This is a genomic window from Collinsella sp. CLA-ER-H5 (assembly GCF_040092375.1).
Classification (GTDB): Bacteria; Actinomycetota; Coriobacteriia; order Coriobacteriales; family Coriobacteriaceae; genus Collinsella.
On the sequence record NZ_JBBNLR010000001.1, the window covers coordinates 216,083 to 237,612 of the forward strand.

The following is a 21,530-nucleotide window of genomic DNA, read 5'->3' on the forward strand; positions in this document are numbered from 1 at the left end:
TTCTATTCGCCGCGGACCGTCCCCGCGATGATTGGACGAATGCTGGTGAATTACGTGCGGTGCCGCGTCGGCCGGAAAGCTAGTTCTCGGCTTGCTCAACCCGTACCTTGACACGTGTCGGATTGCCGTGGCTGTCGAGGGTCTTTGCATCGAGTGCCTGGATCTCGATGTACGCCTCGCCTTCTTTGATGTCGCCGGCGGGGCACGTTTCGATTGTCTTGCCGGTCTCGACCACACCGGATTCGTACATGGTCTCGTCGTTTTGGATGACGCGGAATCGCTGGGGAAATTTATTGTCTTGGACGTTTTGCACGTTGACGCGCAGCTTGCCGTCCTCCTGCAGCTGAGCGACCGGTGCGACCGAAATCGTCATCATGTTGTCGCGGACGATGGCGTCGAGCTCATCTTGGATTTCCTGACGCGTTTTGCCCTCGGCCGTCGTAACCGAAGCGCCCGTCTCGGGTACGGGCTGCGACTGCCAAGCGTATAGTCCTACGGCGACAAGGGCACAGACGATGGCCAAGCAGGCAACGATGAGCTTCCTGCGATGCCCCAGACCTGCAAAGTGGGGCGGCTTCTTCGCGCTCATGCGGCATCCTTGGCGGTATAGACGCGCGCAAAGGTGGACGGGTCCGCTCCAAAGAGCATGTGAAGCATCAGACGGCGCGAGTAGACGAGCTCGTCGAAGTCGGGAGGGAGCTCGATGTCGTGGATATGCGCGATGTGGTGGGCGAGCGCCGAGAACGACTCGGGGTCGCAGATCACATCGGTGGTAACGTGGTAGACCGTCGTATCGGGGAATGCCTCTTCGTCGAAAGGCAGGAGATGGGGATCGTCGTCGACTTCGATGGCGATGCCGTACTGGGGCCAGTAATATGCCATGGGAACCTCCCTGCTTCTGGGCCAAAACTTCTATCGGTTTTGGCTGTCGACGCCGACCTTATCAGCCGCTACTTGACCAATTTCTGACCAAATGCTTGACGGATTGGCGTCTCCGCAGGTAAAAGGCGGCAAAAAATACTCCAACTTTTTTCGAGCGACAATCGCGCGGTCGGCGACGGCGGGGCCATATGTGTCAAAAGCATCGTCTGCCGAGGAAATCAAGCCGCTCGCCGAATTGCACGAACGTAAAAAACGCCAATTATGGAGACGGTCTCGAACACGTCGACGAAACGATGCGGTAACATCTCCCTGCAAACACTGTAGTTAGCTAAAGGGGGAGTTCGCGTGTCTGCAACCATCAAACCCTTCACCGACGAGTTCGAAGAGTATGGCCGCGATGAATCTCGCGCATCGGGCGAGGCCTCGAGCATCTCGTTTCCGACAACGGAAAACGAGGTCCGTGCCATTTTGGAAAAGCTCCATGCCGAGCGTGTTCCGGTAACGGTTCAGGGCGCCCGAACCGGCCTTGCCGCCGGCGCCGTGCCCCACGGCGGGCATATCCTCAATACTTCCCGTATGAATCGCTATTTGGGCCTTCGCCGCGATGAACAAGGCCAATTTCTGCTGCGCGTGGAGCCGGGCGTTGTGCTCTCGGAGCTGCGCAAGCAGCTGAGCAAGAAGGTGCTGCCGACCGCTGGTTGGGACCAGGCATCGCTTGAGGCCTACGAGGAGTTCCAAGAGGCTCCCGAGCAGTTTTTTCCCACCGATCCCACCGAGGCGTCTGCCTGTCTGGGCGGCATGGCGGCATGTAACGCCTCCGGTGCCCGCAGCTACGCCTACGGCCCCATGCGCCCACATATCACGGGACTCCACGTCGTGCTGGCTGATGGCGATTTGCTTGAGCTTCGGCGCGGCGAGGCTTTTGCCCAGGGCCGCCACCTGTCGCTCGTGACGGCAGCGGGCCGTACACTCGAGCTCGATCTTCCCGGCTATACCATGCCCAAGACAAAAAATGCTTCGGGCTATTTCGTTGCTGACGATATGGATGCCATCGATCTGTTTATCGGTGCGTGTGGCACAATCGGTGTCATCACCGAACTCGAGATTGCCCTGCAGGTGGCACCCGCGGTCGTTTGGGGCGTGAGCTGCTTCTTCGACAGCGAAGACAAGGCCGTGTCCTTCACCGATTCTGTGCGTCCCGTCCTGTCCCATGCGGCTGCCATCGAGTACTTCGATGCTGGCGCCCTGGATATTCTACGTCGCCAGCGCGAGCAGTCGACGGCGTTTGCCTCGCTGCCTGCGCTCGACAAAGACGCCAAGGTCTGTGTCTACGTGGAGCTCGACTGCGACGACGAAGCCCAGGCGACTGAGGAGCTGTATCACTTGGGGTGGGTACTGGAGCTTGCGGGCGGCAGTGACGATGCGACATGGGTCGCGCGCACCGAGGTCGATCGCGAGTGTCAGCGATTCTTCCGCCATGCGGTGCCCGAGAGCGTCAACATGCTCATCGACGAGCGCCGCCGCATGGATCCCACCATCACCAAACTGGGTTCGGACATGTCGGTGCCCAACGCGCACTTGGCCGATGTTATCGCCCTCTATCGCCGCACGCTGGCGGAAAGTGGGCTTGAATCTGCCGCCTGGGGGCATATCGGTAACAACCATCTGCATGTGAACATTCTGCCGCGCGATGCACAGGATTATCGCCGCGGCGCAGAACTCTTTGCCCAGTGGGCTTCCGAGGTCACGGCCATGGGCGGTGCCGTCTCCGCAGAACACGGCGTCGGCAAGATCAAGGCGGGCTTCTTGGAGACGATGTACGGTCACGAGGCCATGGTCGAGTCGGCGCGGCTCAAGCTCCAGCTCGATCCTGCCGGGCAGCTGGGTCGCGGTAACCTGTTTTCGGAGAAGCTCTTGGATGAGCTCGTCCAGAAAGGGGGCGCGTGAAGATGAGCGATTTCCATATGGTGGTGTGCGTCAAGGCCGTGCCGGGCAGCACCGAGGTCAAGATGGACCCCAAGACCAATACCATCGTGCGCGATGGCAAGCAGGCGGTCATTAATCCCTTTGATGCGAGCGCTTTGGAATGCGCGCTGGCGCTGAAGGACGACTTTATCGGCTTTGGCATGGATGTGCGCGTGACGGTGGTGTCGATGGGCATCCCCGCGACCGAGTCGCTGCTGCGCGACTGCATCGCTCGAGGCGCCGACGATGCGCTGCTGCTGACCGATCGCGCCTTTGCAGGTGCCGATACCCTGGCAACCACCTATGCCCTCAAGTGCGGCATCGAGGCGCTCGACGAGGACTTCGACCTGCTCATCTGCGGCAAGATGGCGGTGGATGGCGATACGGCCCAGATTGGTCCCGAGCTTGCCGGTGCCTTTGATATTCCCTGCGTGACCGACGTGAGCTGCGTGCAGAGCGCGGGCTTTACGACCTGTGGCTCGCTGGCGCTCGTTCACGGATGCGATGCCGGCGAGGAGACGGTGTACCTTGAGATGCCGTGCGCGATGACGACTGCCAAGGAGATTGGCCAGTTGCGTATGCCGAGTATTGCCGGTATTCGCGCGGCGGAGGAGGCGGACGTGCGCGTGGTCAGTGCCGCCGACGTGAACGCCGACCCCGCGCGTTGCGGTCTTGCCGGGTCGCCGACACAGGTCGTGCGCTCGTTTGTGCCCGACCGTGACCAAACGTGCGAGGCCGTTGAGGGGACGGCGTCCGAGCAGGCGGCAAAGCTTGCCAAGATTATCGAGGGGATGGCATAGATGAGCGGACTGATTATCGATAGCGAAGCCTGTATCGGCTGCGGTCGGTGCGTTCGCGCCTGTGCCTCGGGCGGCATCGTAGTGGAAGGCGAGCGACCCAGCCGATGCGCCCGCGTAACCGACGGCTGCATCCTATGCGGTGGGTGCGTCGACGCCTGCCCTGTCAACGCTATCTCGATCGAGCGTGACGAGGCCGCTGGTGCGGTGGACCTTGATGCATATCGAGACATTTGGGTATTCGCGCAGACCGACGAGCACGATACGGTGACTCCCGTTGCCTATGAGCTTATGGGCAAGGGCCGCGAGCTTGCCGATGCTCGCGACTGCCGTCTGGTGGCACTGATCGGTATGGGTCCCGAGGGTTCTCTCGGCGACCTGGAGCATCTGGTTTGCGCGGGCGCCGACGAAGTCCTGGCCTGTCGCGACGAGCGCCTGCGCCAAAACGATGCGGAGGTCTACGCCCGCTTGATCTGCGATTTGGTAGCCGAACGCAAACCCGAGGCCATCCTATACGGTGCGACCGCTTTTGGCCGCGAACTGGCACCCGGCGTTGCCGTGCGCTTGCAGACGGGCCTTACGGCTGACTGCACCGTACTTTCGATGGATACGGAGACGGGGCTGCTGCAACAGACGCGTCCGGCGTTTGGCGGCAACCTGATGGCCACCATCGTCTGCCCCAATCATCGTCCCCAGATGGCAACGGTTCGTCCCGGCATCTTTAAGGCGCCCGACTTTGACTACGACCGCTCCGGCACGATCACCCAGATATCGCTTGCGGATGATGCTAAGGCTCGTGTCGAGATCTCGATTCCCGCCGAGGAGTGGAGGCAGCAGGCCTCGATCGCCGATGCCGAGCGCTTGGTCGTGGTGGGCCGCGGCATTGGCTCCAAGAAGAATCTGCCCCTGATGCGAAGGCTCGCCGAGGCTCTGGGAGCCGAGCTTGGTTGCACGCGACCTGTCGTGGAGGCCGGCTGGTTGGAGTGTCGCCATCAGATTGGCCAGACCGGCGTATCGGTTTCGCCCAAGCTTCTCGTGAGTATCGGTGTTTCGGGCGCCATCCAGCATCTTGCCGGCATCGGTGGGGCAGAGTGCATTATCGCCATCAACGAGGACCCGGATGCCCCCATCTTTGGTGCTGCCCAGTACAAGGTTGTCGGCGATGCCGTCGAGGTCGTCGAGGAACTGCTGGCCCAGCTTGAGCGCTAGGCGCGCGCCAGCCAGTCGCGCATCTCGTCCTTAAGGCGGCTCCAAGTCGCCTGCGTGGCGGGGTCGGTAAAGGGCCGCGTAATGCCAAAGGGCGCGTCGAGCAGGCGGTAGATATCGCCCTGCTCGCGCGCCAGCGTGCGGCTCGCTGGATAGACGAGCTCAAACATAAAGCAGATGAGTCCCACCAGGTAGTCCGCCGGCTCGTTGCGCTCGTCGCGCGCGACGCACCGATGCTCGTCAAAGGCGGCAAGCGTCGGTACCGAGAAGCGACTGGCTAGAAACGCGTCCTCATCCACCTTGAGGATGGTATCGACGGTGCTGTCGGCGATGGTGCGCATAATGTCGATCTTGTCGCCATCGCGCACGATATCGCAGAAGCACCGTGTACGCTCGTCGAGTTGTGCCGGCAGGCGAAAGTCGCTGTGATAGGCGATGCTCGCTCGGATGAGCTCGTCATGCGCACCGGTTTCGATAAAGTCACGGATGTTTGTCGTGGCGGGTGCATCGGCGGGATTCTCGCCAAAGAGGACCTCGATGCCCAGCGCCGCATGGCTCATGCTCTCGGCGTCCTTAAAGGTGTCCCAGCGTCGCAGCTGCTCAAAGCGGCCCATATCGTGTAGCAGGCCGCAAAGCCATGCCAGGTCAATATCTTCTGACGACCAGCCCTGCTCGCGCGCTACGGCATCGCATGCCTCGGCCACGTGGTACGTATGCTCGATTTTGAGCGCGATGCGTGGGTTGGTGGCGTCGTAGGCATCGGTGTAGCTTTTGAAGGCCGCGCGCGCCCGGTCTCGATCGATAGCTGTCATAATGACTTCCTAAAAAGTTGTGTCTTTCGATCCGGTGGCAATTGTAGGTGAACTCGGTTGCTGTCGGATGATGATTCTGCCGTATCGCTACATGCGGCTCGGAGACCTTGTCAGGATGAGAAGCGTATGGTGTTCAAAATCGTTAGAACCGTCTGGCCGGTGATGCTTACCTATGTTGCAATAGGCGCGCCGTGCGGAATGATCATGGGGCAGACGGGAATGGAGCCCTGGATGGTCTTTGCCCTGAGCAGCACGTTTGTGACGGGCAGCGGCCAGTTTATGATCTGCAATCTTTGGCTGGCGGGCGTACCGGCACCTTCGATTATCGCGAGCGTTGCCGCCATCTCCTCGCGTTTTGCGCTTTACTCGGCATCGATCGCGCCGCATCTGACGGGTGCCTCGAAGCGTCAGACGCTGGCTGTTGCCGCGACACTTACCGAGGAGGCATATGGCATCTCGCTTGCCAAGTTGGTTGAAGGGGAGGATTGGGGCCCGCGCGAGTCCTTTGTGCTCAACGTGATCCTCATCGCAACATGGGGCGTTTCGTGTACGATGGGCGCCATCGTCGGCGCCGTTGTCGATGTTCCCACCGCCATTGCAGCCTTTGTCTGCACCTCGCTCTTTATCTGCCTGCTCTTTTCGCAGCGGCTGTCGCGCGGCAACGTTGTCGCGGCGGTTTCGGGCGCGGTGTCCGTCGCCGTATGCAAGTTCTTGGGCCTCGCGAATATTGCCGTGCCGGCAAGCGTCGTGGCCGGCATTGCCATTGCGTTGGCGTGCGATGCTGTATTTGACGGAAGAGGTGCCCGCGATGCCCGTTAACGAGTTCTTGGTTCTGTGGCTGTCGTCGTGGGCTGCTATCGCGTTCTTTCGCATTGCGCCGGCGTTCGCCTTGCGCGGGCGGACCCTGTCGCCCCGCATTACCGAGGCCCTGAGCTATATCCCGCCCGCTGCCTTTGCCGCGCTGGTCGCCAACGACTTGGTGAGTCCCGGCGCGTTCGACGCGGGACTCTGGCCTGCCCTGGTTCCCTGGATTGCGGCCGTCGGCGTCGTGGTCGTGGCGGTCAAGACAAAATCGATGCTGTGGTGCTGCGTCTCGGGCATCGTACTCTATATTGTCTTGAGCCTTATATAGGGGTGACGTCGCGGGCGCCGAATCTCGTTCCATCCCAACTTGTCGAATTTTTCACCGAGCTGGTCTATTTCTTCTGGTACCATGGTCAAACTTTACTGTAGCAAAGCATGACGTGGGCTTTTGTTCCGCGTCAGCGGAAATGGGGGTTTCATGGCACAGGAAGCGACCGCCAACGAGCAAAAGAAATTCAAGGTTCCGCGCATCCCGGGCGACATCATGATCTATCCGATGATCGTCGGTCTTTTGCTCAACACCTTCTGCCCGCAGGTTTTTGAGATCGGCGGCTTCTTTACGGCTGCCTGCCGCGGTGGCTCCAATACCATCGTCGCCGCGATCCTGCTGTTTGTGGGCGCCGGCATCAGCTTTAAGTCCACGCCGGGCGCCATCAAGACCGGCATCGTCGTGCTGATTCCTAAGCTTGTAGTGGCAGCCGCGCTGGGTCTGGGCGTCGCGTACTTCTTTAACGATAACTTTTTAGGCCTGAGCTCGGTTTCCATCATCGGCGGCATTACGTTTTGCAACATGGCGCTCTATACGGGCATCATGGGCGAGTTCGGCGATGAGTCCGAGCAGGGCGCCGTCGGTATCCTGTTCTTTACGGCCGGCCCCGCCGTCACGATGATCATCCTTGGTGTTTCGGGTCTCGCCAACATCCCCGTCGGCACCATCATCGGATCCATCCTGCCGCTTGTTATCGGCATGGTCCTGGGCAACTTGTTCCCGTTTATCAAGAACCTGCTGGTTCCCGGCGCCAATCCCGCGATCGCTGTTATCGGATTTCAGCTCGGTGCGTCCATGAGCCTTTCGAGCTTTATCACCGGCGGTATTTCCGGCATCTTGCTGGGCCTTGTCACGCTCTTTATCGTCGGCCCCATCACCTTTGCGTTCGAGCGCCTGTGCGGTGGTAACGGCAAGGCGGCCGTTGCCTGCTCCACTATCGCCGGCACGGCTATGACCACGCCGGTCGCCCTCGCCGAGGTCGCTCCGCGCTATGCCGAGCTTGCGCCCACCGCGTATGCGCAGATCGCCACTGCCGTCATCATCACGGCAATCATGGCCCCGATTCTGACCGGCTGGGTCGATAAGAAGTTCTGCCAGGGCAAGGAAGACCTGTCGCCTGCCGGTGTCGAGGCCATCGAAGAGGCCGTCGCGACCGACATCGATGGCGAGTAGCAATCGATACCCATCAATGATTCCGGCGTGCAATTCGCGCCGTCTGAGCGCCCGAACAGAAACTGTTTTGCAGTGATGTTCGGGCGCTTTGCTATGATTCCCTTTACCCCTGCGGAGTAAAGGGGTGTTTATTGCCCTGATTCGAATTGGGCGATTCTGACCATTCGGATATTGAAGGGATGGCGTCTAGTGGTTAAGGCACTCAAGATTGAGATATTCCTGCTATGCATGATTGTTCTTATCGGGCTTGCCGCGCGAAGTCGTCGCTCCTTGTTCTCGAGCACCCTGCAGCTATTGTTTAGCATGCTTGGCTACACCTCTGCCGCGTACATATTATTCGATATGATCTGGACGCTTTCGGATGGTGCGGACGGCACGTTGGGTATTGCTGCCAACTGGATTTCCAACGCGGTTTCGTTTTCGCTCTTTGCCATCGCGTGTCTCATTTGGTTTATCTATTCCGAGACGATGCAGGGCTCTCGCCTTGTGACCTCGCGCTATAGGGTGGTGCTTGTAACGTTGCCTACGGCTCTGGTGGTCGTGCTGGCTTTTACCAGTTACTGGACGCACGCCTTGTTCTATATCGATTCGCAGGGCGTGTATCGTCGCGGCTTTGCCTATATGATCCAGCCCATTGTCAGCTACTGTTACGTTATACATACGTCCCTGCATGCGTTTGTGCAATCTCGCAGGGTCGAGAGCCTGCAGACGAAGGCTATCTATCGAACCTTAGCATTTTTCGCCATTCCGGCCCTGGTGGGCGGTACCTTTCAGATCGTATACTCGGTGCCTGGCCTTTGTGTCGGCATAATGATTAGCATGTTGCTGCTCTACATTATCTGCCAGGAGCAGCTCGTCTCGACCGACCCGTTGACTGGCCTCAACAATCGCAACCGTTTTGAGACCTATATCCTGTCGCTCTTCTCAAATGTGGATCAGGCCGAAGATGTGTATCTGCTTATGATGGACGCTGACGGCTTTAAGCAGATTAACGATCGTTATGGACATGTGGAGGGCGACCATGCTCTTCAGGTCATATCCGCTGCTCTCAAAGAAGTCTGCTCGGCGTCTGGTGGCTTTATCGCGCGTTATGGTGGCGATGAGTTCGTGGTGCTCCAAAAGGCAGCGGCGGAACAGGATATCATGCATCTGTGCGCGACAATCAACGACGAGCTCGCGCATGCCGAGGTGCCGTATCTGTTGCGGATGTCCATCGGCTATGCACGGGTCGGTGATAGTGTCGATACCTGGCAAGACTTGCTTCGCGCTGCCGATGCGGAGCTCTACCGCGTCAAGGCCGATAAAAAGAAAGCCGGCGTCCAGATACGCTAGAAAAAAGGCGCACGACCGTTGCGATGGTCGTGCGCCCTTTTTGCGTTTGCGGGGGCCACCGGCCATAACGCCCAGGCGCGGTGCGGCAAGACGAGCGTCTGCCGCCGCGGCTCGGTACGAAATCAACGAGAGCCAGTGCATTCCATTAAGCTAAAGTGTGTGAAGGCTCTCTCTAAAAAGGTGAGCTCGCTAGGCTTTTTTGGGTTTGTTGACGATGATTATGCCGCCGCAGACCAACAGCAGGGCAACGATGACGGTAATGGGGCTCGTGCCAGCGCCCTCGCCGAGCAGCAGCGCGCTCAGCACCACACCAAAGACCGGGTTCATAAACCCAAAGACCGAGACGCGGCTGACGGGGTTGACGGCAAGCAGGCGCGACCACAGCGAGTAGGCGACCGCGGAGATAAGCGCCATGTAGATGATGAGCGCGATGGCGGGGGCAATTGTCGTGGGGGAGAGCGTGCCACCCATCAAAAAGCCGATGGCGGTGAGGACCAGGCCGCCGACCAAGAACTGCCACCCGGCAAGCAAGACGCCGTCGTGCTTGCGCGAGAAGATGCCGATCAGGCAGGTCGAAAGAGCACCCGCGACAGTGGAGGCTAGGATAAAGCCCTCGCCATCGAGCCTGAAGCCAAAGGTGCCATCTGCGCCCGAGAGGTTGACGAGCGCGACGCCGGCAAAGCCCAGCGCACAGCCAAGCACCTTGGCCGTATTGAGCTTCTCGGTGTGAAATGCCAGGGCGGCAAAGAGGATAGCCAAGAAGTTGGCGCTGGCCTCGATGATGGAGCTCGACATAGCGCTTGCACGGGAGAGACCAAGGTAGAAAAAGAAGTACTGGCCGATGGTCTGGAAGAGCGACAAGATGCAGATGGGCTTGATATCGCGCGTTTGCGGAACGAGCGGTCGGCGCTGGGCCACGCTCATGCCAACAATGACCAGCATGCCGGCAAGCGTGAAGCGCAAGCCCGCAAAGAGCAGCTGCGAGGCGCTATCGTGCGCCGGGATACCAAAGAGTGCGTAGCCGATCTTGATGCAGGGAAAGGCCGATCCCCAGAGTGCACAGCAAACAAGACAGCCCAGGATAAGTCCGGGCAGGGTGGCGAGATACGGCTTGTGGCTTTCCATGATGTCCTTCCTGCATGCGCGAAGCAAAAAAGAACCCGCCACCGGATGTGTCGGTGGCGGGTGTTGTTACCCGAAGGGATTGTACCCGATGGGAAAGGTTTAAGCGAAGTAGGCCACGCCGCTTTCAAAGATCGGCATGAACTTATCGCCGGGGACATGCTCGGGCACGTTGCGGTACAGGTTGTCGCCGCGACGCTCGGCATGGCCCATCTTGCCCAGGACGCGACCGTCGGGACTCGTGATGCCCTCGATGGCGAGTGCGGAGCCGTTGGGGTTGACGGAGAGATCCATGCTGGGCTTGCCGTCCTCGCCCACGTACTGCGTGGCGACCTGGCCGTTGGCGATCAGCTGGGCGAGCACTTCGTCATTGGCGACAAAGCGGCCCTCGCCGTGGCTGATGGCGACGGTGTAGGGGTCGTCCAGGCTGCACTGCGACAGCCACGGGGACAAGTTGGACGAGATGCGGGTGCGCACCAGACGGCTCTGGTGGCGACCGATGGTGTTGAACGTCAACGTGGGCGCATCGGGCGTGGCGTCGACGATGTCGCCGTAGGGCACCAGGCCGAGCTTGATCAGGGCCTGGAAGCCGTTGCAGATGCCCAGCATCAGGCCATCGCGGGCCTTGAGCAGGTCGCGGACTGCCTCGGTGACCTCGGGAGCGCGGAAGAACGCCGTGATGAACTTGGCAGAGCCGTCGGGCTCGTCGCCGCCCGAGAAGCCGCCGGGGATCATAACGATCTGGCTTGCACGGATGCGGCGGGCAAGCTCGTGGGTGCTCTCGGCGACGGCCTCGGGCGTGAGGTTGTTGATCACGAAGGTGTCGGCCTCGGCACCGGCGGCACGGAAGGCGCGGGCGCTGTCGTACTCGCAGTTGTTGCCGGGGAACACGGGGATGATCACGCGCGGGCGGGCGATCTTGGCGCCGCCGTACACGTGGATATCCTTGGCGCGGAAGTCGATGGTCTCGACCTCGGGGGTCTCGCCGGCGCTGCGGTAGGTGAAGACGCCCTCGATGCCGCTCTCCCAGGCCTCCTGGAGCTCGGCGAGCTCGATGACCTCGGAGCCGGTGTCGATGACATAGCCCTCGACGGTGGTGCCCAGGGGCTCGACGACAACGCCGTCGGCGACCTCGGGCAGCTCGGCGTCCTCGGCGAGCTCGACGATAAAGCTGCCGTAGAGCGGGGTGAAGAGGCTCTCCACGTCTACATCCTCGGCAAGCTCGATACCGATCTGGTTACCGACGCACATCTTAAAGAGGCTCTCGGCGCCGCAGCCGTAGCCGGGCGTGGAGATGGCCAGGGCGTTGCCGGTAGCAGTGAGCGCCTCGACGGCGTCAAACGCGGCGAGCAGCTGCTGGGCGTCGGGACGGTAGTCCTCGCCATAGGTGGCGGGGGCGATGCGGACGACGCGGTGCGTGAGGCCCTTGAACTCGGGTGAGACGGCGCGGGCGGCCTTGCCCACGGCGACGGCGAAGCTGATCAGGGTCGGAGGAACGTTGAGCTCGCCGGCTTCGTCCTCAAAAGAGCCGCTCATGGAGTCCTTGCCGCCGATGGCGCCGGCACCCAGGTCGACCTGGGCCATAAGGGCGCCCAGGACGGCTGCCATGGGCTTGCCCCAACGCTCGGCCTCGGTACGCAGGCGCTCGAAGTACTCCTGGAAGGAGAGGTAGGCGCGCTTGTGCTCAAAGCCGGCGGCCACGAGCTTGGCGATGGACTCGACCACGGATAGGTAGGCGCCGGCAAACTGGTCGGCCTCCATCAGGTAGGGGTTGAAGCCCCATGCCATGGCGCTTGCCGTGGTGGTCTCGCCGTCCACGGGGAACTTGGCGACCATGGCAGAGCTCGGAGTGAGCTGCGTCTTGCCGCCAAAGGGCATGAGCACGGTCGCGGCACCGATGGTGGAGTCGAAGCGCTCGGAAAGGCCCTTGTTGGAGGCGACGTTGAGGTCAGTGACAAGCGAGGTCATGCGCTCGGCAAGCGTGGCGCCGGCCCAGCTGGGCTGCCACACGCTGCGGGCACAGACGTGGGCGACCTGGTGCTTGGGCGCGCCGTTGGAGTTGAGGAACTCACGGGACAGGTCGACGATGGCGACACCGTTCCAGGCCATGCGCATGCGCGGCTCGGCGGTAACCTCGGCGATAACGGTCGCCTCGAGGTTCTCCTCGGCGGCGTAGCCCATGAACTCCTCGACGTCACCGTCGGCGACGGCGCAGGCCATGCGCTCCTGGGACTCGGAAATGGCGAGCTCGGTGCCGTCCAGGCCGTCGTACTTCTTGGTCACGGTGTCCAGGTCGACATACAGGCCGTCGGCAAGCTCGCCCACGGCGACCGAGACGCCGCCGGCGCCAAAGTCGTTGCAGCGCTTGATCAGGCGGCAGGCGTCGCCGCGGCGGAACAGACGCTGCAGCTTGCGCTCGACCGGGGCGTTGCCCTTCTGGACCTCGGCACCCGAGGTCTCGATGGACTCGGTGTTCTGGGTCTTGGAGGAGCCAGTGGCGCCGCCGATGCCGTCACGGCCAGTGCGGCCACCCAAAAGGATGATCTTGTCGGTGGGGGCGGGGCACTCGCGACGCACGTGGTTTGCCGGGGTAGCGCCCACGACGGCGCCGACCTCCATGCGCTTGGCCACGTAGCCGGGGTGATAGAGCTCGTTGACCTGACCGGTGGCAAGGCCGATCTGGTTGCCGTAGCTGGAGTAGCCGGCGGCGGCGGTGGTCACGAGCTTGCGCTGCGGAAGCTTGCCCTCGAGCGTCTCGGAGACGGGGACCGTGGGGTCGCCGGCGCCGGTGACGCGCATGGCCTGATAGACATAGCTGCGGCCCGAGAGCGGGTCGCGGATAGCGCCGCCCACGCAGGTGGCGGCACCGCCGAAGGGCTCGATCTCGGTCGGGTGGTTGTGGGTCTCGTTCTTAAAGAGGAACAGCCAGTCCTGGTCCTCGCCATCGACATCGACCTTTACCTTGACGGTGCAGGCGTTGATCTCCTCGGACTCATCGACATCGGTCATGGTGCCGGTCTTCTTGAGATACTTGGCGCCGATGGTGCCCATATCCATGAGGCAGACGGGCTTGGCGTCGCGACCGAGCTCGTGGCGCATCTCCATGTAGCGGTCGAAGGCCTGCTGCACCACGGCGTCGTCGATCGTCACGTTATCCAGGACGGTACCGAAGGTGGTGTGGCGGCAGTGGTCGGACCAATAGGTGTCGATCACACGGATTTCGGTGATGGTGGGGTCGCGGTCCTCATCGCGGAAGTACTGCTGGCAGAAGGCGATGTCTGCCTCGTCCATGGCAAGGCCGCGCTCGGAAATAAAGGCGGCAAGGCCGGTCTCGTCGAGCTCGCGGAAACCGTCGAGCACCTCGACGGGCTGGGGCTCGGGGGTCTCCATGTACAGCGTCTCGGGCAGGTCGAGCGAGGCGATGCGCGCCTCGACGGGGTTCACCACGTAGTGCTTGATGGCATCGATGGCGGCCTCGTCCAGAGTGCCCGAGATCATATAGACCTTGGCGGAGCGCACGGCGGGGCGCTCGCCCTGGCTGATGAGCTGCGCGCACTCGCTGGCGGAGTCGGCGCGCTGGTCAAACTGGCCAGGCAGGAATTCGACGGCAAAGACGGCGCCACCGCTTGCGGGGAGCTCGTCGTAGGTCACATCGACCTGGGGCTCGCTAAAGACGGTCGGCACGCAGGAGCGGAAAAGCTCCTCGTCGATGCCCTCGACGTCGTAGCGGTTGATGATCCTCAGGGCCTCGATGCCCTTGATGCCGAGAATTTCGGTCAGCTCGCCCTTGAGCTGCTGAGCCTCGACGTCGAACCCGGGTTTCTTCTCCACGTAGATACGAGAGACCATTGGTTCCTGCCTTCCTGATCGGTTGGGCGTACGGTACGGTATGCGGCAGCGGTCGGTTTACGGGGCAAGCCTCGCGGTCGCCTTGAGCCACATGTTTGTAAACCTCACTATGATACGACAGCTCGCGGCGCGTTGAGGACGGCGAGGGTGCTACAGTGGGGCTCAAACAAGAGAAAGGCATCACATGGCATTCGTTTCGCTCGCCATCATCGCACTCGTGGCCTTTGCGAGTCCCTTCATCGCCTCGGCGATTCCCGGAAAACCTGTTCCCGAGACGGTCTTTTTGCTCGTGCTCGGCGCGGTGCTGGGACCCCATATGCTCGGCGTCATCCATGTAGATGCCGAGGTCTCGCTTGTGTCCGAGCTGGGCCTGGCCTTTTTGTTCCTGCTTGCCGGCTTTGAGATCGACCCCAAGAGCATCACGGGCGTCGAGGGGCGCTACGGCTTGGCGACGTGGGCCGTCACGTTTGGTATCGCCTGGCTTGCCGTGCGCTTTACCCCGTGGTTCTCGGTCAGTCATTTCGACGGTATCGCCGTGACGCTTGCCCTCACTTCGACGGCGCTCGGCACGCTCGTGCCCATCATGCGTGAGCGCTCGCTCACTGGCACGCGTGTGGGCGACTCGATTCTCGCGTATGGCACCTGGGGTGAGCTCGGCCCTGTGCTCGCCATGTCGGTGCTGCTGTCTGCCCGCACTGGCATCCAAACGCTCGTAATCCTTGGCCTGTTTGCGGTGGTCTGCGTGTTGCTTGCCGTGGTCCCAAGCCGCTCCAAGCGCGTCGGCAGCCGCTTCTTTGCGTTTGTCGAGGAACGCGCCGATACCACGTCGCAGACCTTCGTGCGCCTGACGGTGCTCATCCTGGTCACACTCGTGGCTTTCTCGGCCGTCTTTGATCTCGACATTGTGTTGGGTTCTTTTGCCGCCGGCTTTGTCTTGCGCTACATCATCCCCGAGGGCAACCATACGCTCGAGACCAAGCTCGACGGCCTGGCCTACGGCTTTTTGATTCCGGTGTTCTTTACCGTATCGGGCGCAAAGATCGACCTGACGGCCGTGGCGTCGCGCCCGGGTCTGCTCGTGGGCTTTATCGTGGCGTTGCTGATTATTCGTGCCGTGCCCATTCTTATTTCTATGAGCATTTGCCCTGCGACGCGCGATGTGTCGGCGTATGGTCGCATTACCGTGGCCCTGTACTGCACCACGGCGCTGCCGATCATCGTTGCCGTGACGAGCGTTGCCGTCAACGCGGGCGCGCTGTCGCAAGACATCGCGTCGGTTATGGTTGCCGCCGGCGCCATCACGGTGTTCTTGATGCCATTGCTCGCGCAGCTCTTCTACCGCGTGGTGGATGCCGCGCCGGTCGCCGCCGTGGCAGAAGTTGCCGAGCATCCATCCGATGCGCTCGACATCCTGCGCGCCCACCACGACTTAGCGAGCTTGCTCGCGCGCGAGCATGAGCTGCTGACTTCGCATGGCCATGGTCGCGTATTCGAGGGCCTGCCTACGCTCGATGCGATTGCCGAGCGTCTTTCCGCCGAGGCGGCGAGCGGCCACATCGATGCCCGCATCGTGGACGCGGCGCACCTACTTGCCGATAAGACCTATGGAGACGAGGTCGACCCGTCCGAGCTGACCCCACGCGAGCGCCGCCGTCTGGAGCGCGCCAAGCTCGCCGTGCGCGAATACCGCCGCCGCATGCTGGAGCTCTATGCAAGAGAAGAAGCCGAGGACGACGACGGCAGGTAGCCAACGCCGCCGCGGAAAATGCATCCCGGAATTGGCGTCCAGAGTGGGACGTGCTTTCCGCGAGAGGCCCGTTGCGGAAAGCGTGTCCCAGAATCCGCGCCCAGAATGGGACATAGTTTCCGAAAAAGGCCCTGAGGGAAGCTTCGCCCCGTTCTGAGCTGAAATACCGGGACGCAGCTTCCCCTGCAAACAGAAGAAGGCGCGCTGCCTGTGGTTGATGCAGGCAGCGCGCCTTTTGCGTTGAGCTTCGTTGAGGTTCGAAGTAGTGGACTAGTTGGCCATGACGCCTTCGGTCCAGGCCTCAACGTCCTCGATGCGCAGGACGTTGGCGACCTCGGCCACGCAGTCGACGCTGGCAAGCTCGGCGGCGGCAGCCTGGACGTCCTTCTCGAGCGCGCGGTGCGTCAGGAAGATGACCGAGCAGGCATCGCTGACGCCCGGCTTGCCGTCCTCGACCTGGTTGATGAGCGAGATCGAGATGTTGTGCTTGGCAAAGATGTCGACCGTCTCGGACAGGGCGCCCACGCGGTCGGCGACCTTCAGGCGCACATAGTACTTGGTCTGGAGCTCGTCCATAGGCTTAAAGGCGAGGTTGTGACCATAGGGCTCAATCTCGGGCAGCGGAGCCACGCCGCGGCTGATCTGCTCGGAGAGCGACAGGATATCGCCCACGACGGCGCTCGCGGTGGGGAAGGAGCCTGCGCCGGCACCGTAGAACATGGTTTCGCCCACGGCGTCGCCTACTACGTAGACGGCGTTCATGGCACCGTTGACCTTGGCGAGCATGTGGTCGGCGGGGATCAGCGTGGGATGCACGCGGACGTCGACGCCGGCGTCGGTGTTGCGGGCGATGCCGAGCAGCTTGATGGTGTAGCCGAGCTCGCGGGCCTGGGCGATGTCCTCGGCGCCGATGGTGCGGATACCCTGCTGGTACACATCGTCGGTGGTAACGCGGGTGCCAAAACCGATGGAAGCGAGGATCGCCGTCTTGCTGGCGGCATCGAAGCCGTCGACGTCGGCGGACGGGTCGGCCTCGGCATAGCCCTTGGCCTGTGCGTCGGCGAGCACATCGGCGTAATCGGCGCCTTCGGCATCCATGCGCGACAGGATATAGTTGGTGGTACCGTTGAGAATACCGGCGATGGTCAGGATCTTGTTGCCCACCAGGTCGTGCTCGAGCGTGCTCACGATGGGGATGCCGCCGCCGCAGCTGGCCTCGCACTTAATCTGCACGCCGCACGCGCGCGCCTTCTCGGCGAGCGTCTCGACATGGCGGCCCAGCAGGGCCTTGTTGGCAGAGACGACGTGCTTGCCGTTCTCGAAGGCAGTGGTGAAGATCTCGGTTGCGGGATGCTCGCCGCCGATCAGCTCGACGACGATGTCGACGGCGGGGTCGGCGACGACGTCATGCCAGTCACTCGTAAAGGCCTCGCGCTCAATACCGGCTGCTTCGGCCTGCTCCCAGGCAAGCGCGCAGGCGCGGGTCAGCTTAAGGTCGATGCCGTAGGCTGCCAGGTACTCATCGTGGTGGCTCTTGATCAGACGGGCCACGCCGCCGCCGACGGTTCCCAGACCGATCAGACCGACGTTCACGGTGCGCAGGGGTTCGCTCATAGATAGCTCCTTGGTGCATCTTATGGATGGATTAACCGCTTAAAGGTTGAGTGCATTCTAGCGTGAACCGAGAGCGCGTGCTCGCCAGGCAACAGGAGTCGCACAAAACGGCACCCCCGAAACGCTGCGGAAACATTGGAAACATGCTCGCTACAAACGGAACTCCGTAACAAACTGTCAACGTTTGCACCATAAGGTTTGCCCTGTACCGCAAGACGGCCGCACCGCGGCCAGCGAAAAGGGGGATACCATGTTTAGCATCAATAACGTACTTAACCGCAGGAGTTTCTTGGCTGGTGCCGCGGCGTTCGGTAGCACCGCGGCACTCGCTGGTTGCTCGTCGGGTGGCTCGGACGGCGGCTCCGCCGATGACGGCAAGACCTTCAAGATTGGTGTCATCGGCCCTCTGACCGGCGCCGCGGCAACCTATGGCGTTTCGGCCGAGAAGGGTGCCAAGCTCGCCGCCAAGGATTTTTCGACCAAGGACCTCAAACTCTCGCTTAAGTCCGAGGACGACGTCGCTGACGGCGAGAAGGCCATCAACGCCTTCAATACCCTGTGCGACTGGGGCATGCAGGCGCTCGTCGGCCCCGTCACGACCGGTGCTGCCGTCGCCGTCTCGGGCGAGATCGCCGACGATATGCTCATGGTCACGCCCTCGGCCTCGTCGCTCGACGTCACCAAGGACAAGACCACGGTTTTCCAGGTTTGCTTCACCGATCCCACCATGGGCGCCAGCGCCGCAAAGTTCTTGGCCGAGAAGTACGCGGATGCCAAGATCGCCCTGTTCTACAACTCCGGCGATACGTATAGCTCGGGCGTTGCCGACGCTTTTGCCGAGCAGGCCAAGGCGTCCAAGCTCGACATCGTCGATACCGAGACCTTTAAGGACGACTCTTCCACGAGCTTTACCAACCAGCTCACCAAGGCCAAGGAGTCCGGCGCCACGCTCATCTTTGCGCCGATCTACTACACGCCGGCGTCCGTTTTGCTCAAGAACGCCAAGGACATGGGCTACGACATGACCCTCATGGGTACCGACGGCATGGACGGCCTGCTCTCTGTGGAAGGCTTCGATACCTCTCTTGCCGAGGGCGTACTGCTCATGACCCCGTTTTCGGCTGACGATGAGAAGAATGCCGACTTCGTCAAGGCCTATAAGGATGCCTACGACGAGACGCCCAACCAGTTTGCCGCCGATGCCTATGACTGCGTCCACGCGATTGTCGAGGCCATCGATAAGGCAGACATTGACATTACGGCCGACGGCGCCGACATTGCCGGCGACCTTGCCAAGGCCATGCGCAAGATCAAGATCGAGGGCCTGACGGGCGAGTTGACGTGGAACGACAAGGGCCAGGTTGAAAAGCCCGCTACGGCCTATGTGATTCAGGACGGCAAGTACATCGCCGCCTAGGTGCGTACAAAACGCGACCGGTGAGGGTGTTTTAATCAGGGCAGGGGCGCTTGTAACAGAATGGAAATATTACTTTCACACAATAAAGTGGCTAAACTGCATAAATCGATAGAAATACGCATAATTATGGATAAATGGACAAAACAAAAGAAAAGTTGAAATAATCGTCACTTTTCTCAACTAAAGCGTCTACTATTTTGCGAACGCCGAACACGGCGAAGGATGGCCTGTCGGGTAACCGAAACCCGACGAGATTTGAGAGGAGAGCCGCATGTCGAGCCTCACCGGTAAGTCATTGAACCCTGTTATGAATCGCAGGAGCGTTATCGCGAGCGCAGCAGGTCTGGGGGCGATGTCCATTCTAGCTGGCTGCTCCTCCAACGGCGGCGACAGCGGTTCCGCGTCGGGCGACGCTTCGTTTAAGATCGGCACCATCGGCCCGCTGACCGGCGCCAACGCGTCCTACGGCAAGTCCGTTACCCAGGGTGTCGAGCTTGGCTGCAAGGATTTCTCGACCAAGGAGCTGCCGCTTGCTAGCAAGGCCGAGGATGACCAGGCCGATGGCGAGAAGGCCGTCAACGCCTTTAACACCCTGCTCGACTGGGGCATGCAGGCCCTCGTCGGCCCGACCACCACGGGTGCGTCGGTTGCCGTTGCCGCCGAGTGTGGTAACGACCCCAAGACGTTCATGATCACCCCGTCCGCGTCCTCCGAGGACGTCACCGACGGCAAGGATTGTGTCTTCCAGGTTTGCTTCACCGACCCCAACCAGGGTGTCAACGCTGCCAAGTTCCTGGCGCAGAAGTATGCGGACGAGAAGTTCGTGCTGTTCTATAACTCCGGCGACGCATATTCTTCGGGCATCGCAGATTCCTTTAAGGCCCAGGCCGCTGAGTCCAAGCTCGAGATTGTTGACGAGGAGACCTTTAAGGACGACTCCGCCACGAGCTTTACGAACCAGCTGACCAAGGCCAAGCAGGCCGGCGCCACCATGATCTTTGCGCCGATCTACTACACGCCGGCGTCCGTCCTGCTCAAGAACGCCAAGGACATGGGCTACGACGTCAAGATGATGGGCTGCGACGGCATGGACGGCATCCTGGGCGTTGAGGGCTTCGATACCTCTCTTGCCGAGGGTCTGCTGCTCATGACCCCGTTCTCCGCCGACGACGAGAAGAACGCCGACTTCGTCAACGCTTACAAGGATAAGTACGGCGATACCCCCGACCAGTTTGCCGCCGATGCCTACGATGGCGTGCACGCGGTGGCCGAGGCCCTCAAGGAGGCCGGTCTTGGCGTCGACGCCGATCCGACCGAGGCCGCCGAGAAGCTGTCCAAGGCTATGCTCAAGATTACCGTTGACGGTCTGACCGGCAAGCTCACCTGGAACGATAAGGGCCAGGTCCAGAAGGAGCCCACGGCTTACGTCATCACCGACGGCAAGTACGTACAGGCCTAATTGGCCGCCTTACATAGAGCGGTTTTGATCCCAAGCAGGGGAGGTTTTGGCCTTCCCTGCTTGCTTGGTATCTAGGGACGATGTAACGTCCCTGTTTCATGCATCAACTGGAAACCTATTCGAAAGGGGGATGTGGAACATGACGGTCTTTATCCAATACCTGGTCAACGGCCTGTCCATGGGCAGCGTCTACGCCATCATCGCGTTGGGCTACACCATGGTCTACGGTATCGCCAAGATGCTCAACTTCGCTCACGGCGACGTCATCATGGTCGGTGCCTATGTCTCGTTCTGTGCCACGTCGTATCTCGGCCTCCCGGGCTGGGCATCTGTAGTTCTCTCTTGTGTGGTCTGCACGGTTCTCGGTGTTCTCATTGAGGGTCTGGCCTATAAGCCGCTGCGCCAAGCAGGCCCGCTGGCCGTTCTGATCACGGCTATCGGCGTGTCCTACTTCCTGCAGAACGCCGCGCAGCTTCTGTGGGGCGCCACGCCCAAGAACTTTACTTCGCTCGTCACCTTCCAGGTGCCGGAGTTCTTGGCCAAGTTCAACGTAAGCGCCGTCTCGCTCGTCACCATCGTCGCCTGCCTGGTTATCATGGCCGGCCTGATGTTCTTTACAGGTAAGACCAAGATGGGCAAAGCCATGCGCGCCGTGTCCGAGGACAAGGCCGCCGCTCAGCTCATGGGCATCAACGTCAACCGTACCATCTCGATGACGTTCGCCATCGGCTCTGCCCTTGCCGCCATCGCCGGTGTGCTCCTGTGCTCCTACTCGCCGGTGCTGCAGCCCACGACGGGTGCCATGCCTGGCATCAAAGCCTTCGACGCCGCCGTCTTCGGTGGCATCGGCTCCATCCCCGGCGCCTTTGTCGGTGGCATTCTCATCGGCATCATCGAGGCGATGGCACAGGCTTACATTTCCACGAGCCTTGCCAACTCCATCGTCTTTGGTGTTCTGATCATCGTCCTGCTCGTCAAGCCTGCCGGCCTCTTGGGCAAGTACGTCCCCGAGAAGGTGTAGGT

Annotated in this window: 17 protein-coding genes; 11 read left to right on the plus strand and 6 right to left on the minus strand. The window is 61.3% G+C overall.

The features are described from left to right. Positions 1 to 79: 79 nt before the first annotated feature. A complete protein-coding gene (locus tag AAAX31_RS01025) occupies positions 80 to 589 on the minus strand; it encodes a hypothetical protein (protein WP_117769806.1) in 510 nt (169 codons plus the stop codon). Further along, positions 586 to 882 (minus strand): hypothetical protein, encoded by a 297-nt coding sequence (locus AAAX31_RS01030; protein WP_035137058.1) that lies wholly within the window; start codon positions 880 to 882, stop codon positions 586 to 588. The genes AAAX31_RS01025 and AAAX31_RS01030 overlap by 4 nt, the downstream gene beginning before the upstream one ends. A 345-nt stretch (positions 883 to 1,227) precedes the next feature. Here AAAX31_RS01030 and AAAX31_RS01035 point away from each other — a divergent pair, with 345 nt between their 5' ends. Genes AAAX31_RS01035 through AAAX31_RS01045 form a run of 3 tightly spaced genes read left to right on the plus strand, consistent with a single transcriptional unit; the run spans position 1,228 to position 4,853 of the window. Further along, the gene (locus AAAX31_RS01035; protein ID WP_117769805.1) at positions 1,228 to 2,829 is read left to right on the plus strand and encodes an FAD-binding oxidoreductase; all 1,602 of its coding nucleotides are present in this window, start codon (positions 1,228 to 1,230) and stop codon (positions 2,827 to 2,829) included. A 2-nt stretch (positions 2,830 to 2,831) separates the two neighbouring features. Further along, positions 2,832 to 3,647 carry an electron transfer flavoprotein subunit beta/FixA family protein gene (locus AAAX31_RS01040; RefSeq protein WP_117769804.1) on the plus strand — a complete coding sequence of 272 codons (816 nt, stop codon included), beginning with the start codon at positions 2,832 to 2,834 and terminating at the stop codon, positions 3,645 to 3,647. Continuing rightward, complete coding sequence (locus AAAX31_RS01045; protein WP_117769803.1) at positions 3,648 to 4,853, plus strand: electron transfer flavoprotein subunit alpha; 1,206 nt, start codon at positions 3,648 to 3,650, stop codon at positions 4,851 to 4,853. On the opposite strand, the gene AAAX31_RS01050 is transcribed toward AAAX31_RS01045, so the two are convergent. Then, positions 4,850 to 5,662, minus strand: coding sequence for an HD domain-containing protein (locus AAAX31_RS01050; protein WP_117769802.1), 813 nt, complete (start codon positions 5,660 to 5,662; stop codon positions 4,850 to 4,852). The genes AAAX31_RS01045 and AAAX31_RS01050 overlap by 4 nt on opposite strands. 162 nt (positions 5,663 to 5,824) lie before the next feature. On the opposite strand from AAAX31_RS01050, the gene AAAX31_RS01055 reads away from it, so the two are divergent. The 4 genes from AAAX31_RS01055 (at position 5,825) to AAAX31_RS01070 (ending at position 9,299) form a co-directional block, all read left to right on the plus strand. Then, positions 5,825 to 6,481: an AzlC family ABC transporter permease gene (locus AAAX31_RS01055; RefSeq protein WP_255413486.1), complete on the plus strand. Its 657-nt coding sequence runs from the start codon at positions 5,825 to 5,827 to the stop codon at positions 6,479 to 6,481. Beyond that, positions 6,471 to 6,794 carry an AzlD domain-containing protein gene (locus tag AAAX31_RS01060; RefSeq protein WP_117769800.1) on the plus strand — a complete coding sequence of 108 codons (324 nt, stop codon included), beginning with the start codon at positions 6,471 to 6,473 and terminating at the stop codon, positions 6,792 to 6,794. The genes AAAX31_RS01055 and AAAX31_RS01060 overlap by 11 nt, the downstream gene beginning before the upstream one ends. A gap of 150 nt (positions 6,795 to 6,944) precedes the next feature. Continuing rightward, positions 6,945 to 7,967 (plus strand): 2-keto-3-deoxygluconate permease, encoded by a 1,023-nt coding sequence (locus AAAX31_RS01065; RefSeq protein WP_117769799.1) that lies wholly within the window; start codon positions 6,945 to 6,947, stop codon positions 7,965 to 7,967. A 189-nt stretch (positions 7,968 to 8,156) separates the two neighbouring features. Then, the gene (locus AAAX31_RS01070) at positions 8,157 to 9,299 is read left to right on the plus strand and encodes a GGDEF domain-containing protein (protein WP_117769798.1); all 1,143 of its coding nucleotides are present in this window, start codon (positions 8,157 to 8,159) and stop codon (positions 9,297 to 9,299) included. 189 nt (positions 9,300 to 9,488) lie between these two features. Here AAAX31_RS01070 and AAAX31_RS01075 read toward each other — a convergent pair whose 3' ends face one another. Both AAAX31_RS01075 and AAAX31_RS01080 read right to left on the minus strand, forming a co-directional pair. Continuing rightward, a complete protein-coding gene (locus AAAX31_RS01075) occupies positions 9,489 to 10,424 on the minus strand; it encodes a DMT family transporter (protein ID WP_117769797.1) in 936 nt (311 codons plus the stop codon). A 99-nt stretch (positions 10,425 to 10,523) separates the two neighbouring features. Then, complete coding sequence (locus AAAX31_RS01080; RefSeq protein WP_349075882.1) at positions 10,524 to 14,270, minus strand: phosphoribosylformylglycinamidine synthase; 3,747 nt, start codon at positions 14,268 to 14,270, stop codon at positions 10,524 to 10,526. 184 nt (positions 14,271 to 14,454) lie between these two features. On the opposite strand from AAAX31_RS01080, the gene AAAX31_RS01085 reads away from it, so the two are divergent. Beyond that, positions 14,455 to 16,017: a cation:proton antiporter gene (locus AAAX31_RS01085; protein ID WP_117769795.1), complete on the plus strand. Its 1,563-nt coding sequence runs from the start codon at positions 14,455 to 14,457 to the stop codon at positions 16,015 to 16,017. Positions 16,018 to 16,287: 270 nt separating this feature from the next. Here the strand turns inward: AAAX31_RS01085 and AAAX31_RS01090 are convergent, their stop codons facing one another. Further along, entirely contained in the window at positions 16,288 to 17,631 is a 1,344-nt protein-coding gene (locus tag AAAX31_RS01090) for a homoserine dehydrogenase (RefSeq protein WP_117758805.1), read from the minus strand. A 250-nt stretch (positions 17,632 to 17,881) separates the two neighbouring features. On the opposite strand from AAAX31_RS01090, the gene AAAX31_RS01095 reads away from it, so the two are divergent. From AAAX31_RS01095 to AAAX31_RS01105, 3 genes are all read left to right on the plus strand, one after another. Beyond that, positions 17,882 to 19,048: an ABC transporter substrate-binding protein gene (locus AAAX31_RS01095; RefSeq protein WP_117769794.1), complete on the plus strand. Its 1,167-nt coding sequence runs from the start codon at positions 17,882 to 17,884 to the stop codon at positions 19,046 to 19,048. 271 nt (positions 19,049 to 19,319) lie between these two features. Next, on the plus strand, positions 19,320 to 20,507 hold the full coding sequence (locus tag AAAX31_RS01100) for an ABC transporter substrate-binding protein (RefSeq protein ID WP_117758807.1): 1,188 nt from the start codon (positions 19,320 to 19,322) through the stop codon (positions 20,505 to 20,507). 139 nt (positions 20,508 to 20,646) lie between these two features. After that, complete coding sequence (locus AAAX31_RS01105; RefSeq protein WP_099432746.1) at positions 20,647 to 21,528, plus strand: branched-chain amino acid ABC transporter permease; 882 nt, start codon at positions 20,647 to 20,649, stop codon at positions 21,526 to 21,528. Positions 21,529 to 21,530 lie beyond the last annotated feature (2 nt).

Coding starts and splice junctions, on each gene's coding strand:
- AAAX31_RS01025 (WP_117769806.1), bottom strand. CDS start 589: ATGAGCGCGAAGAAGCCGCCCCACTTTGCAGGTCTGGGGCATCGCAGG.
- AAAX31_RS01030 (WP_035137058.1), bottom strand. CDS start 882: ATGGCATATTACTGGCCCCAGTACGGCATCGCCATCGAAGTCGACGAC.
- AAAX31_RS01040 (WP_117769804.1), top strand. CDS start 2,832: ATGAGCGATTTCCATATGGTGGTGTGCGTCAAGGCCGTGCCGGGCAGC.
- AAAX31_RS01045 (WP_117769803.1), top strand. CDS start 3,648: ATGAGCGGACTGATTATCGATAGCGAAGCCTGTATCGGCTGCGGTCGG.
- AAAX31_RS01050 (WP_117769802.1), bottom strand. CDS start 5,662: ATGACAGCTATCGATCGAGACCGGGCGCGCGCGGCCTTCAAAAGCTAC.
- AAAX31_RS01055 (WP_255413486.1), top strand. CDS start 5,825: ATGCTTACCTATGTTGCAATAGGCGCGCCGTGCGGAATGATCATGGGG.
- AAAX31_RS01060 (WP_117769800.1), top strand. CDS start 6,471: ATGCCCGTTAACGAGTTCTTGGTTCTGTGGCTGTCGTCGTGGGCTGCT.
- AAAX31_RS01065 (WP_117769799.1), top strand. CDS start 6,945: ATGGCACAGGAAGCGACCGCCAACGAGCAAAAGAAATTCAAGGTTCCG.
- AAAX31_RS01075 (WP_117769797.1), bottom strand. CDS start 10,424: ATGGAAAGCCACAAGCCGTATCTCGCCACCCTGCCCGGACTTATCCTG.
- AAAX31_RS01080 (WP_349075882.1), bottom strand. CDS start 14,270: ATGGTCTCTCGTATCTACGTGGAGAAGAAACCCGGGTTCGACGTCGAG.
- AAAX31_RS01085 (WP_117769795.1), top strand. CDS start 14,455: ATGGCATTCGTTTCGCTCGCCATCATCGCACTCGTGGCCTTTGCGAGT.
- AAAX31_RS01090 (WP_117758805.1), bottom strand. CDS start 17,631: ATGAGCGAACCCCTGCGCACCGTGAACGTCGGTCTGATCGGTCTGGGA.
- AAAX31_RS01095 (WP_117769794.1), top strand. CDS start 17,882: ATGTTTAGCATCAATAACGTACTTAACCGCAGGAGTTTCTTGGCTGGT.
- AAAX31_RS01100 (WP_117758807.1), top strand. CDS start 19,320: ATGTCGAGCCTCACCGGTAAGTCATTGAACCCTGTTATGAATCGCAGG.
- AAAX31_RS01105 (WP_099432746.1), top strand. CDS start 20,647: ATGACGGTCTTTATCCAATACCTGGTCAACGGCCTGTCCATGGGCAGC.